Origin of the sequence: Microcystis sp. LE19-131.1A (assembly GCF_027532015.1) — a bacterium.
In the GTDB taxonomy this organism is placed as follows: Bacteria; Cyanobacteriota; Cyanobacteriia; order Cyanobacteriales; family Microcystaceae; genus Microcystis; species Microcystis ichthyoblabe_A.
Window position 1 is genome coordinate 13,787 of the sequence record NZ_JAPZSS010000267.1, and the last position, 15,557, is coordinate 29,343.

A 15,557-nucleotide genomic window follows, 5' to 3' on the forward strand; every position below is an offset into this window, starting at 1 on the left:
AACTTTTGTACCTCACTAGACTGAAAAACGCTATAGTATAAGCTCTTGTGCAAAAACAAAAGAGTTGAGTGTTTCCGCTCAACTCCTTGGTTATCTATGCTTGATTCTTTGACACTCCCATCGGTAAAACCGAGGGATTCTTGGGCTGAATCTTGCCTCTACTAGCAATGCTAATTTTGGTCTTACATTTTCATGTCTAGTCCGACTACACCTATAAGGCAAGCACTCTTGTGGACTACTCCCCAAGCTTAAATTCGGGTATGCCCTACCCTATTTGATTATTTTTATCTCCCACCTATGCCATATTTTTTGTTAGAGGGCAGTGAGGTATTGGGTCAACCTTTTTGAGTTGGTGACACTAGCCTTTTTACAACGGTCAGTTCGCGTGCCACGACTACACATCTGACTTTCCGCTTGCTTTCACTTTAGCACAAATTATCTTAAAACAGCAGAGTTTTAGTTGTGCTTCGCTGTTTCTATACTGGTCGGGGTTTCATCCCGTCGGTAAAACCGAGGGTCTTCACCCCGACATTTAAGATAAAGTGTTATTGTGACTGCCAAAAACTTGCGCTTTTAGTGCATCAATTTCGGCTAATAACTCGCGACGATTTTCATCTTTGAGCAGATAGCGCCAGACAAACCAACCAGTGTAAACGATCCCAACTAATTGTAGGATAGGAGCAAGGAGGGGAATATCATCGATCGCATCTAAAACCGCTAGGGTAACTTTCACGGTGACAAAACTCGCTAAAATTGCCCCCAGAACGATTAAAGGTTTTTTGTATCCAGAGAAGAAACTACCGATATAATCGGGGACATTAGCCAGATAGGACATTACCGAATCCCACACTGGTTCTACATATTCAGACCAAATCTGTTCGGTGCTGCTGCTGGGTTTGCTCAGAGACCCGGGTAAATCTGTTCTAATCGGATTTTGTGTTTCGGTGGGTTGCATTGATTCCATATTAACTGATCCTCATCATAAAGGTTAGACAGTGCGCGAATACGACCAACGGGGGTCAATTTTAACAGACTGAATAGACTAACTCGCTGTTGCCCATATTATCGGATAATTGCGATAGTAGGCGGAAAGTTTCTCAACAACTATTAAGAATCAAGGATTTAGCTTCTCAATTTTATCGTTAGTCTGACCGCAATTCTCTATTTTAACAGCAGGTAGCGATCGGAGTTGAGGAATCGGGGGGATGTCAGTTATCAGTGAACAGTAATCAGTTATCAGTGAGGAAATAGGTAGTAAAAAGCCGGTGGGTTACGGCGAATACTCAATTTTTAGTGAGATTATAACTTATTTTTCGCCTAACCCACCCTACAGATGATTACCTATTCCTGGATAAGTTGCATGGGTGCGGTGCGAGGATCGATGATTTTCTGACCTAAACCCGAAAATTTGACCGCTAGACTCATTTTTTTGCCCGTACCGAGGATATGGGTCACTTCTCCTTCTCCAAAAGTAGAGTGTAACACTCGATCGCCTACCTGCCATTTTCTTTGATCAGAGACAGTTTTTTCCATAGGAACCACTTTTGGGGTCTTTTTCGGTTTCAGGTTGCTTGTGAGCAATTCTGGGGGCAATTCCTGCAAAAATTGGGAAGCTACCTTCATCTCTTTATTCCCCCAGACGTATCTTTCTTTTGCGTAGGTTAAAAATAATTGTTCCTTGGCCCGAGTCACCCCCACATAACACAAACGGCGTTCTTCCTCAAGGGCAATGGGATCGTTTAAACTACGATTATGGGGAAAAATGCCCTGTTCTAAACCGACTAAAAAGACGACAGGAAACTCTAAACCTTTGGCCGAATGAAGGGTCATTAACGAGACTTTTTCTTGACCTTCCTGAAGATTATCTAAATCCGAGGCTAAACTAGCACTAGCGAGAAATTCCTGGAGATTGGTTTCTTCGTTTTCCTCTTGGAATTGTACCACAGCGCTATACAATTCTTGAATATTCTCGATCCGGGTATCAGCTTCCTCGGTTCCCTGCTGTTTTAATTCATCAATATATCCCGAATTTTCCATGATTTGGTCTAGGATTTCACTAGCGGATAAATCGGTGATTTTTTCTTGCAGGTTTTGGATAATTTTAGCTAATTTATTGATGCTTTTAGTCCCACGACCGGCGAGAGTATTAACGGAAGTTTCATCGCTGATAATTTCCCATAAAGGTACTCCTAATTCTTGGGCAGCTTTGAGCAAATTATCGATTGTGGTTTTACCGATACCGCGTCGGGGAGTGTTAATAATTCTCAGTAAACTAACGGTATCAGCAGGATTGGCAATCACTCGTAAATAAGCGATCGCATCTTTAATCTCCTGTCGATCATAAAATTTAAATCCCCCGACAATATTATAGGGAATATTATTGCGAATTAACCCATCTTCAAAGGGACGAGATTGGGCGTTAATTCGGTAGAGAATGGCAAAACTACCCCAATTTAATTCGGGATTTTCTTGGGTAAATTCTCGAATTTTATCGATAACAAAAGCCGCTTCTTCCTGTTCATCCCTGGCTTTAAAAACATAGATAATCTCGCCCCCTTCTCTAGTGGGAACAAGGACTTTATCGATTCTTTGACTATTCTTTTCAATTAATTTATTAGCCGCTTGTAGAATATTCTCCCGTGAACGATAGTTTTCCTGTAATTTCACCATCGTGCGAGTATCATCATCGGGTAAACCATCGCCAAAGTCCGCTTGAAAATTGAGCAGAATAGTAAAATCCGCCATCCGAAAACTATAGATAGATTGGTCGGCATCACCCACCACAAAAATCGATCGATCCGTCCAATTCCACTCACTTTTTTTCGTTTCACCATTGGTGGACAAAAGCCTAATTAACTCGTACTGAATCCGGTTAGTATCCTGGTATTCATCGACTAAAATATGCTTAAATTGCGTGTGCCAATAACCGAGAATAGATTCATTTTGCTGAAAAAGACGGACTGGAACCAGTATCAAATCATCAAAATCTAGGGCGTTATTTTGTGCCAATTGCATCTGATAAGCCTGATAAACCTCAGAAATGACCTTTCCCCGAAAATGAGGGTTTTCTCTGGCGTAATCTGTGGGTGTTAAACCTAAATTTTTGGCATTACTAATCGCATAACGTAGATTGCGAGCGTCAAATTTTTTATCGTCTAAATTCATTTGTTTAGTGACGATATTTTTTACCAAACTCTGGGCATCAGATTCGTCCATAATTGAGAAATTCCTTTGCCAACTATGACCATATTCATCCTGATATTTATTAATGTCATAGCGCAAAATTCGACCGCAAAGACTGTGAAAAGTCCCGATCCAGAGTTTTTTAGTATAATTCCGATAAACTTGAGAAAAGAGTTTTTTCTGTTCGTATTCTTCCAAAAGTTCTAATCTTTGACCGTATTTTTCCTGTGCTTTTTGTTGAGCAAAAGTTTTTTCAATTCTCGTTTTCATTTCCCGGGCCGCCTTATTGGTAAAAGTGACCGCGAGAATATTTTCCGGATCGACCCCGTGATGACGGATCAAATGGGCGATACGATAGGTTAAAGCGCTAGTTTTTCCCGATCCTGCTCCAGCAACCACCAACAAGGGGCCGCAAAAATGCTCCACAGCAATGCGCTGAGAAGGATTGAGTTGTTCTAAATAATCGGCTGTGACTGTCATAATCTTGGCATATAGCTCTGCGACCTCTATTACTCAGGCTACATCATCGAGACAGGTATCGCTCATTAGTCAACCCCTTCGAGAGATAAAAATTTTTTGGGCCAGTTTGTTTCAAGTCGTTCAAGATTCTAAGTTGTCCTCTACAATGGAATTAGCGGAGACGAAAGTTTCCGTTCACTCCTCACACCACACTCCGTCCGGACAATGTTCGGGCGGTTTCTTATTGAAAATATTCGATCTCTACAAATTCCCTGTTACACTGTATTATCAAAGATTTCTTGGAATCTTTTTGCGTTCAAATGTACTATCATGTGAGGGACATCACTTGTCTAAACGTTATTTGTTCACCTCCGAATCGGTTACAGAGGGACATCCCGATAAAATTTGTGACCAGATTTCTGATACCATTCTCGATGCTCTGTTATCCCAAGATGACCACAGCCGTGTAGCGGCTGAAGTGGTTGTCAATACAGGGTTAGTCTTGATTACTGGTGAAATCACCTCGAAAGCACAGGTTCATTTCGTCGATTTAGTTCGCAAGAAAATCGCTGAAATTGGCTATATCAACGCCGATAACGGATTTTCCTCGAATAGTTGCACCGTTTTAGTCGCTCTAGACGAACAATCTCCCGATATTTCCCAGGGGGTCACGGCTGCTCAGGAAAATCGCGAACTTCTCAGCAATGATGAACTCGATAAAATTGGTGCGGGAGACCAGGGTATTGTCTTCGGTTTCGCTTGCAATGAAACCCCCGAATTTATGCCCTTACCGATTAGTTTAGCCCACCGCATCGCTCGCCGTCTAGCGGCAGTCAGAAAAACCGGTGAACTGTCCTATCTGCGTCCCGACGGTAAAACGCAAGTATCGGTCATTTATGAAAATGGTCGTCCCGTGGGTATCGATACTATCCTTGTTTCTACCCAACACGATGCTACTATCGGCGATATCACTGATAATGATCTCGTCCAACAAAAGATTAAAAGTGATCTCTGGAAAGCGGTAGTAGAGCCAGTTTTCAGCGATTTAGAGATTAAACCCGATGCCAACACCCGTTATCTGGTTAATCCCACCGGAAAATTCGTCATTGGTGGACCCCAAGGCGACGCGGGATTAACGGGACGGAAAATTATCGTCGATACCTACGGTGGCTATTCTCGTCACGGTGGCGGCGCTTTCTCCGGTAAGGATCCTACCAAAGTCGATCGCTCTGCGGCCTATGCTTGCCGTTATGTGGCCAAAAATATCGTCGCTGCTGGTTTGGCCGATAAGTGCGAGATTCAAGTGGGTTATGCGATTGGGGTAGCTCGTCCGGTGAGTCTCTTCGTGGAAACCTTTGGCACTGGCAAAGTCGCTGATGATGTGATTCTGGACTTAATCAATAAATACTTTGAACTTCGTCCGGCCGGTATTATCCAAACCTTTAATCTGCGCGGTTTACCCAGTGAAAGAGGCGATCGTTTTTACCAAGATGTGGCCGCTTATGGTCATTTTGGTCGCAATGATCTCGATTTACCCTGGGAAAAGACCGATAAAGCCGCTATCCTCAAAGAAGCTTTGACTTCTGTGGTAGTATAGGGTTAGAAATTAACTGCAATTTTTGATTGAGGAGTAGAGTTTAAGGCTCTATTCCTTATTCCTTTTTTGATGTAAAGGACAAAATCTTGATAAAATCTCCCCTTGACTGGAGAATCAAGGGGGGGGGAAAAGAAATATTTTTTTTAACTGACTTTACACTCAACTCCAAAACCGACCAAGAGAACTTTTTCTAAGGGTTCCCCCTCCTGGGGACGTTGATAGTTAATAATTTTGCGAATTCGCAGGTCTGGATTAATTAAAGTAATTGAATCCACGGAAACACTGCGAGTATAATTGGTGGTCATTAATAACTCTCTGGTGGTGGAATCAAAGCGAAAAGCGGAGATAATTGGTCTTGCTTCTTCGTAGGCGCGATCACGAAGATAATCCCCTTCTAAATAACCATTATTTTCTGCTTTAACCACAAATAAAAGATTAAGATTTTGTCGTACTTCTTCCCCTTTTTCCGAGATGGTATAGAAACCTAAATTAAACCCGGGGATAGTTTCTAAATCAGCAATATCAGCATAGTGATTATCTGTCAGAACTTTCTGTTTAATCTCCCTGGTGAGGGGTTGGATGAGAAATTCAGTGCGGGAACGTTCCACTTCTTGAGCAGCTAGATAATGATAGGTTCTTTCAGTTTGCCAACTACCGACACAATAGGCAAAAAATTGCTGAAAAACTTCGGTATTCATAGATTTAATTCTCCTCTTGTCAGTATCTTAATTTTAAGTTATTTTATCACTAATTTGTTCCCTATTTTCAAAACCATAACAATCTCGAACCAGATAAAGTGGCCTACCCTTTACTTCCTCATAAACCCTGCCAATATATTCGCCAATAATACCAAGGGTGAGTAATTGAATTCCTCCTAAAAATAAGACAGCAACCATCAGAGAAGCGTATCCGGGTACATCGATTCCGAAGATAATAGTTCTGAGGATTAAAAAACTAGCATAAACAAGACTAACAAGTGCAATGATCAATCCTACATAAGTCCAGACTTTCAGAGGTAAAAAACTAAAAGAAGTAATACCATCAATGGCAAAATTCCATAATTTCCAGTAATTCCATTTAGTTTGTCCTTGATACCGGGGTTCTCGATCAAATAAAATTGATGTCTGTTTATATCCCACCCAAGCAAATATTCCTTTCATAAATCTTTGACGTTCGGGCATCTTTTTAATTGATTCTACCACTCGGCGATCAATTAAACGGAAATCTCCAGTATTAGGAGGAATAGAAACCCGACTTAATTTATTTATGACTTGATAGAAACCTTCTGCGCTGAAACGTTTAAACCAACTTTCGCCAATTCTAACCCGACGGGAAGCATAAACCACATCATAACCCTCGTGCCATTTTTCGATCATTTCGGCAATTAATTCTGGCGGATCTTGTAAATCAGCATCAATAGGAATAACTGCCATTCCTTGACTGTAATCAATTCCTGCTGACATGGCGATATCTTTACCAAAATTACGCGATAAATTAACCACTTTAATTTGTGGGTAAAGTTGATGATATTCCACGAGATTTTTGAGAGTATTGTCACGACTACCATCATTAACGCAAATGACCTCATAACTGGTATTTAGTGCCTCTAAAACCGCTAAAAGTCGCCGAAAGAGAGCATCGATATTTTCTTCTTCGTTATACAGAGGGACAACAACAGATATTCTCACTGGTATTTGATTTGATAGCATATTAATTGACAAAAAACTAGAGAAATTACCTAACAAATGTCAGCATTCAAAACTTGTTCGTACTTACCTGCTGCTTGCTGCCAAGTATAGTTATATTCGATTAATTTGCGAGCATTTCTAGATAATTTTTCTCGCAACTCTGCCGATTCAAAAAGACTGCTAATCGCCGTACAATATTGCTCAATACTATTAGCCATTAAGGCTGCTAAAGGAACATTATTTACTGCCACTGTTAATCCTTCTAAACCTCGATCGCTGGCCACCACCAGCACCCCTGCAGCCATAGATTCTAGGGTTTTGGAATAAATTTCAAAACCTGTTCTTAGGGGAATAACTGCCATAGTTGCCTGATGAAGATAGGTGGTCATTGATGGTACTCGTCCCGTTACAATTACTCCTTTTAACTTAGTTAATTCTTGCACTTCTAGGGATGGATTACCACCGACTAGAGTTAAAGTAGTATCGGGGTAAGTAAGTTGTCCTTGGGGACTAATATAAATTTCATTAACACTATGTTTACTGGGAATTACTGAGAATTTTTGACTCTTAACTGCCCTATCTATCCAGTTTTGCATCTCTTGTTGCAGGAATTGAGCTAATCTTTGGAGTTTAGCAATTATTCCAGTTTTGGCATATCGAGGACGGGTAAAAACTACCAATTCACTAACAAATTTACCTAACTTTTCTACCTCCTCATCCCTAACATCAGCATTAGACTGAACGATGACAGTAATATCATGATTTTTGCCTAGATACTTGAGTAAATTAAAAGTTCTGCCCTGAGTTCCTCCTTTGCGAGATGGATAGGGAAAGGTGGAACTAATCATTAAGATATTCATAGCTATTTCTCTAAACGATTTTCCACCATCATGCGGACAATATCGGTCATTTTGTATCGTGCTTGCCAACCTAATTTTTCCTTAGCTTTGAGGGGATTACCGCGACTAATGGCTAAATCTGTTGGTCTTAATAAACTTTGATCGGAAATTACATGATCTTGCCAATTTAAACCAACAGTAGCAAAAGCTGTGGCGACAAAATCCTCCAGTTTTGAACTTTCTCCTGTGGCAATGACGTAATCATCGGGTTGCTCCTGTTGCAGCATTAAATACATCGCTTCAACGTACTCTGGCGCCCAACCCCAATCCCTTTGAATATCCATATTTCCTAAGTGTAAAGTCTCGGTACTTCCCTGGGCAATTCTAGCCACGGCAGCGATAATTTTTTGGGTGACAAAGCGCTCGGGACGCAGGGGAGATTCATGATTAAAAAGTATGCCTGAACAGGCAAAAATTCCGTAGGCTTCTCGATAATTAGCCACTTCCCAAAAAGCCGCCGATTTGGCCACAGCGTAGGGACTGCGAGGACGAAAAGGGGTATTTTCATCGGCAGAATTATCGCCGATATTCCCGAAACATTCACTCGATCCGGCATTATATAATTTAATTTTTGCTCCGGTAAATCGAATTGCTTCTAAAAGATTTAAGGTTCCGGTGGCAATACTTTCTAAGGTTTCCACCGGCTGCTCAAAAGATAAACCCACAGAACTTTGTCCAGCCAAATTATAGACCTCATCCGGCTGAATTTTAATTAACACCTGTAGGACACTGCGAAAGTCATTCAGTGACATTGATTCTAGTTTTACCTGTTCCTTGATTCCCAAACGTTTCAGGTTACTAAAAGAGGACATCTGAGCATCCCGGGAGGTGCCAGAAACCGTATAGCCTGCTTTTAACAGTAATTCGGCTAGGTAGGCTCCATCCTGCCCCGATATACCACAAATTAAGGCTTTTTTACCCATTTATTTACAATAATTTACTTTTGAGGGGTTAACATGGCCTTGGTGGCTTCGCTTAAATAACCGATTTGTCCATAGGCATAGAGCAGATTATCAAAGCTTTTAGCAGGATCATTGATAAATTTGACAGATTTAACCAATCCTCTCACCAAACGCTCACCTCCTCGCCCAAATTGAGCCAATCCCGTCCTTCCTGCCACTTCTTCCCGGTAGTGTTCGCTGATGCCTTGCCACCAACTGCGACTCATAAACCATTGACGATTGATTCTTTCTGGAGCCACATTGTGTTCCACCAATGCTGCAGGAAAATAGCCCACTTGCCATCCCTGGGCCAGTGCCAGTTCTGTAGTGTATAATTCTTCGTTAGAGAGAAGTTTTTTGCCAATTCTTCCCAAATTAGGGTCAAAACCGCCAATCTTCCCCAAGAAATCTCGCCGAATTGAGTAATTAACCCCTCGCGGAGTTAAATTCGCTTGGCTGATACATACCACATTGTCGCCCAAATCGAAAGCCCCTAAACCCCCTGCTAACTGATCGGATAACCAATTGGGTTGACTGTAGCCTTGCGGCCAAATAAGAGTGACTTTTCCCCCTGCTACTGCCAGTTTTTCGTTATTTTCGTAGGCATTTAACAGAATTTGCAACCATTGAGGACTAGCGATCGCATCGTCATCCAAATAAGCTAAAATCGGCGCTCTAGTTTCCTTCGCTCCGCGATTTCTGGCGGTAGATAGCCCTAAAATAGGTTCGTAAACATATTTTAGCCGCCCATCTCCCAGACGCGACTCGGCCACTTGACGGGTTTTATCGGTAGATGCGTTATCAACCACTAAAATCTCACAATCTGGGCAGGTTTGCGCCAAAAGACTATCGATCGCTCCTTCTAGGTAGTGATCGCGGTTGTGGGTACAGATAATCCCTGCTATTTTAGGAGCCATGGCTATCAAGGTTACTCATTCAATACCCTAAAACTTAACATTCCTTTGCAAAAATGTAAAAATGCTTGAGGAGACTCCGAGACTCCGAGACTCCGAGATTGCTTTTTACTTATAGAGTTTCTCGTCAATTTGTGACCAACGCTACCAGTTTTTTAATTTAACTATCTATGGATACTATTCACGTTACAGGAATTCGTGCCTACGGTTACACAGGATATCTGGCCGAAGAACAGGTTTTAGGTCAATGGTTTGAGGTAGATTTATCCCTCGAAGTTGATATCAGCATTGCTGGCAAAAGTGACGCAATTGAAGATACCCTAGATTATCGACAGGCGATCGAAATTGTCAAACACCAGATTGAAACCGGCAAATTTGCCCTAGTGGAAAAATTGGCCACAGTCATCGCTGAGGATATTCTACAACTCGATCGAGTGCGACAGGTAAGAGTACAATTATCGAAACCCGCCGCCCCAATTCCCCATTTCACCGGTAAAATCACCATCGATATTACTAGATCCCTTTGAGTTTACGCGTATTATCGACTAAACTTTCAGCAAAAGCGTCAAAACGTTGGGAAAGCTTCTCGTCAAGGATTTTTCCTTCTTCGTTGAAGACTTTCCACGCTTGTCCTAAGCTAATTTGTTCGGGAATTACCCAAGCATGAACCCAACGGAGAATGATTCTTAAATCATTGAGGGCGTTACTATTGGATTGGCCGCCTAAAACACTGATTAACCCGGCAACCTTTCCCGATAACTCCTCAAAACTCATTAAATCTAAGGCATTCTTCATCACACCACTGACACTGCCATGATATTCCGGTGTCGCCAAAATTAACCCCGCTGCCGATTTAACCGTTTGCTGCATTTTGGCCACATCGGGATAGTCAGAATAGTCATCTCCCCCGTTACAGAAGGGTAAAGAGAGTTTTCTCAGGTCAATTATCTCCGTTTCTACTCCTAACGCCCCTACTCGACTGATAGCAACTTCTAACGCCATCGCACTATAGGATCCGGGGCGTAAACTGCCATTAATACCAACGATTTTGATCATAGAACTTATACAAACTCATAACGACTACATATAAGCTAACAAAAAAAGAGACAATTGGGGAAGCTTAGTTAAAAAAATATGTCGATGGGGCGGGGAGAGCGATCGATCTAAGTTTTAATGAGAATAGAAAGAAAGATTTATTCCATTTCCCCTCATTGCCATGCCAGAATTTCTCGATTTTCTCAAACATAAATATGCCTATGTGGCTATTGGTGAATTTAAACCGGGGTGTTTTTCCGAGGCCCAAAAACTCTACGAAAAAGCCGTTTCCACCTATTCTACGGGATTCCAGGGGGCTTTTCTGTTGCAAAAACCCGGAACCGATGAAGGAATTGCCGTAATCATCTGGGATAAAATCGATGATATGGAGGCAAATAAAAGCGAAGACCATGAATTATTGCTGAAATCCATGGCTCCTCTATTTGCAAAACCGCCTGTCACCGATTTTTACGAAGTATGTAGCGAGATAGAAGGTTCCCCCATTTAGGAATAATGTTTCTTTTCGGTGGCGATTAATTTGGCGGCTAAAACCCCGCCTAGAAAGCCAAATAAATGTCCTTGCCAAGAAATCCCCGGACGGGAAGAAGGCAAAACGCCCCAAATTGCGCCACCGTAGAGTAAAAAGACTAGAATTGACAAGAGTATAGAAGGAATATTTCTCTGGAAATAGCCCCGCAGTAATAAAAAACCTAAATAGCCAAAAATCAAGATACTTGCCCCGATATGGATGTATCCCGGAGCAGCAAATAACCAGACTCCTAACCCCCCCACCAGCATAGTTAACCCAGTCACAATAAAAAAGTCGCTGGTTTCCTGTAACATCACCAACCAACCGAGAATCAGGAAAGGAACCGTATTAGCAATAAGATGGGGAAAGTTACCGTGTAGGAAAGGTGCGAACAGAATACCCCGCAATCCGATGACTTGATGGGGCATAATCCCGAAATTGTTTAAACTGCCCCGAAAAACAAATTTATCTAAAATCTCTAACAGCCAAAAAATCGCCACAAAGGTAGCGAGGATTATTGCTTGGGTTTTTATTTCTTGCCGTGATCCTTGACTCATAAGATTGATGGATGAGCTATTTTTTCCCATTATAGCCCCCAGATCAGTTATCAGTTATCAGTTATCAGTTATCAGTTATCAGTGATTCAGTTACCAGTTATCAGGTGTGAGTTATCAGTTTACTGTTTACTGTTTGCTGCGGGACAAAGAGGGGCTAATTGACAGGAAAAACAAGCGGGATTTCTTGCTTTACAAACCGCCCGGCCGTGGTAAATAATACTAATAGAAAAAGTTTCCCAATCCGGTTGAGGTAGTAAAGCCATTAAATCCCGTTCAATTTTCACCGGATCGTTATTAGTAGTTAAACCCAAACGATTACTTAAGCGCTTAACGTGGGTATCTACTGTCACCCCCTCAATAATCGCGTAAGCGTGAGCAAGTACCACATTAGCGGTTTTTCTAGCTACCCCGGGTAAAGTTAATAATTCCGCCATTGTCTTGGGTACTTCCCCCTGAAAATCCTTGAGGATTTTTTGACAAGCACCCTGAATATTTTTAGCTTTATTGCGATAGAATCCCGTGGAACGAATCAGGGTTTCTAACTCCTCTCGCTCGGCAAAAGCTAAGGATTTAGCATCGGGAAAACGGGCGAATAAAGCAGGAGTTACCTTATTTACACGCTCATCAGTGCATTGTGCCGAGAGAATAACTGCCACCAATAACTGCACGGGAGTTTGATAATTTAAGCTACAGGTTGCCTCTGGATATAATCGCTTTAAGTTGCTTAAAATCTCTAGGGCGCGCAGTTGAAGCTTAGTTTTTTTTCGAGGGGCCATCACTGGAATAAATCCTGAAAAACTGCTAGGTTAGCCGTGTCGCGCACGATTAAGAAAACTCCTAATCCTAAGAGTAAAACTAGACCTGTTTGCATGATGTTATCTTGCAGTTTAGTTGGGAGAGGTTTACCTACTAAAGCCTCGATTAATAAAAATACCAACTGACCACCATCAAGAGCAGGTAAAGGCAGAATATTAATCACCGCTAAGTTAATACTAATTAGGGCGGCAAATTGAAAAAGATTACCCGCATCATTACGAGCGATTGCTGCTCCATATTCGACAATTTTAACCGGTCCTGCTACCTGTTGAACACTGTCTTTAAAGTTACTAACTAACTGCCCAAAACCTTTCACGGTTAATAGGGTTAATCGTTGAAATTCACCCGCACCCAAGCTAAAAGCTTGACCAAAACTATCGGCTTTCAGTCGAGTTTCTTCACCGTTAGGAGCCAATCTCACCCCAATTTTACCCTGACCATCACTTCCCAATTCCGGAGTAACGATTAAATCGAGAGTTTCTGTGGGGCGTTTGATGGTTAATTTTAGGGGTTGATCGGGGGAAGATTGAATAATGTCACGGAAGTCAATAATGGCATTCTGAGAAGCACCAAGGGGCTGATCATTGATAGCGAGGACAATATCCCCTGCTTGTATTCCCGCTTGTTCAGCGACGGAATTTTCCGAGGTGAAAACCTCTGGAATAATTACCCCTTCTTGATAGTTAATTTGGGGAAAACCCACCGTAGCGACTTGGGTAACAAGCAAAAAATAGGCAAAAATTAAATTAGCAATTACCCCGGCACTAATGACGATAGCTCGATCGAAAACAGGACGATTTCGTAATAAATCAGGATCGTTATTAGGAATTTGACTATCGGGATCGTCATCGGGAAAACCAACGTAACCCCCTAAAGGAATGGCGCGGAGGGCGTATTCTGTTTCTTTACCTTGATATTTAGCTAAAGCTGGACCAAAACCGATGGAAAAGCGACTAACATGGATAGATTGCCAACGAGCAGCGGCAAAATGACCTAATTCGTGAACGACAATTAATAGGGCAAGGACACCGATCGCTATTAAAACTGACATGATGATCAAAATATAATGACTTAGCTTTTGTTTATTGTAAGCGATCCTCCCAAGCAGATTGCAAAAAATCTTTAGTTATCGCTAATTTTTCGATCATTTATGCTAAAAGTGATCTTAACCGCCTAATCTGACCCAACGGAGAGCGATCGATGCCTTTGAGTGAGCGCGCCCAGCAATTAATCCCAAAAGCGAAAATCATCAGTTTCGCTAATTGGCCCTATCAGCAAGCAGCGATCGCTATTTGGCAACAAGCGGATGATCAAACTCGCTATCTCGATGATAGTGATTTAGATACTATCGTCAATTTAGAGCCTGATTTACTGGTTTCTAGTCAGCAAGCTCGAAAACTGCGGGATAATGCTAATAGCATCGTCGATAACGCTCGTCAGACTGTATTAAACCAATTTCCCACCATTTTTCAACCTGGAGGCGATCTTCATCCACCCCACCGTGCCGAAGCTTGTTGGCGTGATTTCTGGAACTTTTTACGCTGTATTACCTACGGTGTCGCCGGACAGCAGATTCCCTACACCAGCGCCGAGGGATTGGAAAATATGCGTCTTCTTTACCAAGAATTGCAAGTACCATTAGGGGCGATGATTTTGGGGTTAGAAGCCTTAAAACAATACAGTTTAGATTATTTTAGCGACTCAGAAAAAACCGCAATTACTCCCTATTTTGATCACTTAATTGCGGTTATGAAAAAGTTTTAAAACCGAGGCATTTAATCCGTGTTAAAATGGTGAAGCCAACAGTTAAAAATGCCGCTCACCGAGGTTAAAACTCCGTTGAACCCATGAAATCATCGGCGCGGGTAGGCCTCTTCGGTCCACCAAAAACCTCGATCGAGTGCCTGGCGGGTCGAGGTACTTTATAAAATGAGGGAGATTCTATGGATGCCAAAGCGAAATTACTAGAATTGATCGCTGGTAGAAATCGCGGACTCCTGGCCACGGAAAGCGACCGCGTGCGGATTTTAGCGGCGATCGAACAATTGGAGGACCACAATCCCCATCCTCATCCCCTCGAAGTTAAACAACTATTAGGGGGCAATTGGCGTTTACTATTCACCAGCAGCCGCGACATTCTGGGACTAGATCGCCTACCTTTTTTTCAATTGGGGCAAATTTATCAATATCTTGACCTGAACAAGGCCAAACTCTATAATATTGCTGAAATTACGGGCGTACCTTGGTTAGAAGGAGCAGTGATCGTCGCCGCTACCTTTGAACCCACATCCGAGCGTCGGGTCATGGTCAAATTTGAGCGCTCGATCCTCGGTCTGCAACGTTTTCTCAATTATCATTCTCCCCAAGAATTTATCGACGCGATCGAAAGTGGCAAAAAATTTCCTCCCCTCGATTTTTCCTTCAATAATCGCGAACAAAAAGGTTGGCTCGATATCACCTATCTCGATGAAGATCTCCGCATCGGCCGCGGCAGCGAGGGCAGCGTCTTTATTCTGGCTAAGGAAAAAACCTAACTTAAGATATGTCAGGAGTCAGGAGTCAATTGTGTCTAGCTGCCACTTATAAGCAATCAAGTCCGCTAATTTCTATCATTAAAACAAGCAAAAGTCAAGGGGTAAGCAACAAATTTTTACTCGATCGCAACTGGTTAATTATAATCTCCGAATTGCCTGATCGCACTTTTGAACATATACTGCTAACCCCAATGCTTGATATAATTCCCGCGCTTGAAGATATGCTTCTTTCGCTTCCGATATACGATCGAGTTTATAGTAGGTAAGTCCCAGATTAAACCAAGAAGACGCTTCACCCCCCCGATCACCGATTTCCCGTGTGATTGCTAAGGACTGTTGATAAAACTCGATCGCTTTTTGGTATTCTCCTAGGGAATCGTAAACAGCGCCTAAATTATTGTAGGA

17 protein-coding genes are annotated in these 15,557 nt (G+C 42.1%); 5 read left to right on the forward strand and 12 right to left on the reverse strand.

The features are described 5' to 3' along the window. Nucleotides 1-532 precede the first annotated feature (532 nt). Together O9323_RS18890 and pcrA are read right to left on the reverse strand one after the other, a co-directional pair. Nucleotides 533-964, reverse strand: coding sequence for a CAAD domain-containing protein (locus O9323_RS18890; protein ID WP_002755759.1), 432 nt, complete (start codon nt 962-964; stop codon nt 533-535). A gap of 377 nt (nt 965-1,341) precedes the next feature. Next, nucleotides 1,342-3,663: a DNA helicase PcrA gene (gene pcrA, locus O9323_RS18895; protein WP_004160028.1), complete on the reverse strand. Its 2,322-nt coding sequence runs from the start codon at nt 3,661-3,663 to the stop codon at nt 1,342-1,344. 325 nt (nt 3,664-3,988) lie between these two features. Between pcrA and metK the strand changes: the two genes are divergently transcribed. After that, complete coding sequence (metK, locus tag O9323_RS18900) at nt 3,989-5,239, forward strand: methionine adenosyltransferase (protein ID WP_024969368.1); 1,251 nt, start codon at nt 3,989-3,991, stop codon at nt 5,237-5,239. 143 nt (nt 5,240-5,382) lie between these two features. On the opposite strand, the gene O9323_RS18905 is transcribed toward metK, so the two are convergent. The 5 genes from O9323_RS18905 to O9323_RS18925 are packed head-to-tail and all read right to left on the reverse strand — an operon-like array spanning nt 5,383 to nt 9,684. Beyond that, complete coding sequence (locus O9323_RS18905; RefSeq protein WP_002755752.1) at nt 5,383-5,937, reverse strand: phycobiliprotein lyase; 555 nt, start codon at nt 5,935-5,937, stop codon at nt 5,383-5,385. Between the two features lie 33 nt (nt 5,938-5,970). Further along, nucleotides 5,971-6,948, reverse strand: coding sequence for a glycosyltransferase family 2 protein (locus tag O9323_RS18910; RefSeq protein WP_002755750.1), 978 nt, complete (start codon nt 6,946-6,948; stop codon nt 5,971-5,973). A gap of 29 nt (nt 6,949-6,977) precedes the next feature. Beyond that, on the reverse strand, nt 6,978-7,787 hold the full coding sequence (locus O9323_RS18915) for a glycosyltransferase (RefSeq protein WP_002755748.1): 810 nt from the start codon (nt 7,785-7,787) through the stop codon (nt 6,978-6,980). A 2-nt stretch (nt 7,788-7,789) separates the two neighbouring features. Next, the gene (locus O9323_RS18920) at nt 7,790-8,749 is read right to left on the reverse strand and encodes a GDP-mannose 4,6-dehydratase (RefSeq protein ID WP_149106560.1); all 960 of its coding nucleotides are present in this window, start codon (nt 8,747-8,749) and stop codon (nt 7,790-7,792) included. A 14-nt stretch (nt 8,750-8,763) separates the two neighbouring features. Then, complete coding sequence (locus O9323_RS18925) at nt 8,764-9,684, reverse strand: glycosyltransferase family 2 protein (protein WP_043998661.1); 921 nt, start codon at nt 9,682-9,684, stop codon at nt 8,764-8,766. Nucleotides 9,685-9,851: 167 nt separating this feature from the next. Here O9323_RS18925 and folB point away from each other — a divergent pair, with 167 nt between their 5' ends. After that, nucleotides 9,852-10,208 (forward strand): dihydroneopterin aldolase, encoded by a 357-nt coding sequence (gene folB, locus O9323_RS18930; protein WP_002735328.1) that lies wholly within the window; start codon nt 9,852-9,854, stop codon nt 10,206-10,208. Here folB and O9323_RS18935 read toward each other — a convergent pair. Next, a complete protein-coding gene (locus tag O9323_RS18935) occupies nt 10,195-10,737 on the reverse strand; it encodes an NADPH-dependent FMN reductase (protein ID WP_004160047.1) in 543 nt (180 codons plus the stop codon). The genes folB and O9323_RS18935 overlap by 14 nt on opposite strands. A 160-nt stretch (nt 10,738-10,897) precedes the next feature. Between O9323_RS18935 and O9323_RS18940 the strand changes: the two genes are divergently transcribed. Continuing rightward, nucleotides 10,898-11,224, forward strand: coding sequence for a hypothetical protein (locus tag O9323_RS18940; protein ID WP_002735315.1), 327 nt, complete (start codon nt 10,898-10,900; stop codon nt 11,222-11,224). On the opposite strand, the gene O9323_RS18945 is transcribed toward O9323_RS18940, so the two are convergent. From O9323_RS18945 to rseP, 3 genes are all read right to left on the reverse strand, one after another. After that, on the reverse strand, nt 11,221-11,832 hold the full coding sequence (locus tag O9323_RS18945; RefSeq protein WP_288125580.1) for a rhomboid family intramembrane serine protease: 612 nt from the start codon (nt 11,830-11,832) through the stop codon (nt 11,221-11,223). The genes O9323_RS18940 and O9323_RS18945 overlap by 4 nt on opposite strands. A gap of 89 nt (nt 11,833-11,921) precedes the next feature. Continuing rightward, nucleotides 11,922-12,578 carry an endonuclease III gene (gene nth / locus O9323_RS18950; protein ID WP_043997297.1) on the reverse strand — a complete coding sequence of 219 codons (657 nt, stop codon included), beginning with the start codon at nt 12,576-12,578 and terminating at the stop codon, nt 11,922-11,924. Then, a complete protein-coding gene (rseP, locus tag O9323_RS18955; RefSeq protein ID WP_288125581.1) occupies nt 12,578-13,669 on the reverse strand; it encodes an RIP metalloprotease RseP in 1,092 nt (363 codons plus the stop codon). Before rseP ends, nth begins: the two co-directional genes overlap by 1 nt. A 149-nt stretch (nt 13,670-13,818) precedes the next feature. Between rseP and O9323_RS18960 the strand changes: the two genes are divergently transcribed. Then, on the forward strand, nt 13,819-14,382 hold the full coding sequence (locus tag O9323_RS18960; RefSeq protein WP_002755725.1) for a bilin-binding protein: 564 nt from the start codon (nt 13,819-13,821) through the stop codon (nt 14,380-14,382). A 179-nt stretch (nt 14,383-14,561) separates the two neighbouring features. Further along, on the forward strand, nt 14,562-15,152 hold the full coding sequence (locus O9323_RS18965; RefSeq protein ID WP_002747500.1) for a PAP/fibrillin family protein: 591 nt from the start codon (nt 14,562-14,564) through the stop codon (nt 15,150-15,152). Between the two features lie 138 nt (nt 15,153-15,290). Here the strand turns inward: O9323_RS18965 and O9323_RS18970 are convergent. Continuing rightward, a partial coding sequence (locus tag O9323_RS18970; RefSeq protein WP_288125582.1) for a tetratricopeptide repeat protein occupies nt 15,291-15,557 on the reverse strand: 267 nt, incomplete at its 5' end.

Coding starts and splice junctions, on each gene's coding strand:
- O9323_RS18940 (WP_002735315.1), top strand. CDS start 10,898: ATGCCAGAATTTCTCGATTTTCTCAAACATAAATATGCCTATGTGGCT.
- nth (WP_043997297.1), bottom strand. CDS start 12,578: ATGGCCCCTCGAAAAAAAACTAAGCTTCAACTGCGCGCCCTAGAGATT.
- O9323_RS18910 (WP_002755750.1), bottom strand. CDS start 6,948: ATGCTATCAAATCAAATACCAGTGAGAATATCTGTTGTTGTCCCTCTG.
- O9323_RS18905 (WP_002755752.1), bottom strand. CDS start 5,937: ATGAATACCGAAGTTTTTCAGCAATTTTTTGCCTATTGTGTCGGTAGT.
- O9323_RS18960 (WP_002755725.1), top strand. CDS start 13,819: ATGCCTTTGAGTGAGCGCGCCCAGCAATTAATCCCAAAAGCGAAAATC.
- O9323_RS18890 (WP_002755759.1), bottom strand. CDS start 964: ATGGAATCAATGCAACCCACCGAAACACAAAATCCGATTAGAACAGAT.
- pcrA (WP_004160028.1), bottom strand. CDS start 3,663: ATGACAGTCACAGCCGATTATTTAGAACAACTCAATCCTTCTCAGCGC.
- O9323_RS18945 (WP_288125580.1), bottom strand. CDS start 11,832: ATGGGAAAAAATAGCTCATCCATCAATCTTATGAGTCAAGGATCACGG.
- O9323_RS18915 (WP_002755748.1), bottom strand. CDS start 7,787: ATGAATATCTTAATGATTAGTTCCACCTTTCCCTATCCATCTCGCAAA.
- O9323_RS18920 (WP_149106560.1), bottom strand. CDS start 8,749: ATGGGTAAAAAAGCCTTAATTTGTGGTATATCGGGGCAGGATGGAGCC.
- O9323_RS18965 (WP_002747500.1), top strand. CDS start 14,562: ATGGATGCCAAAGCGAAATTACTAGAATTGATCGCTGGTAGAAATCGC.
- rseP (WP_288125581.1), bottom strand. CDS start 13,669: ATGTCAGTTTTAATAGCGATCGGTGTCCTTGCCCTATTAATTGTCGTT.
- O9323_RS18935 (WP_004160047.1), bottom strand. CDS start 10,737: ATGATCAAAATCGTTGGTATTAATGGCAGTTTACGCCCCGGATCCTAT.
- folB (WP_002735328.1), top strand. CDS start 9,852: ATGGATACTATTCACGTTACAGGAATTCGTGCCTACGGTTACACAGGA.
- O9323_RS18925 (WP_043998661.1), bottom strand. CDS start 9,684: ATGGCTCCTAAAATAGCAGGGATTATCTGTACCCACAACCGCGATCAC.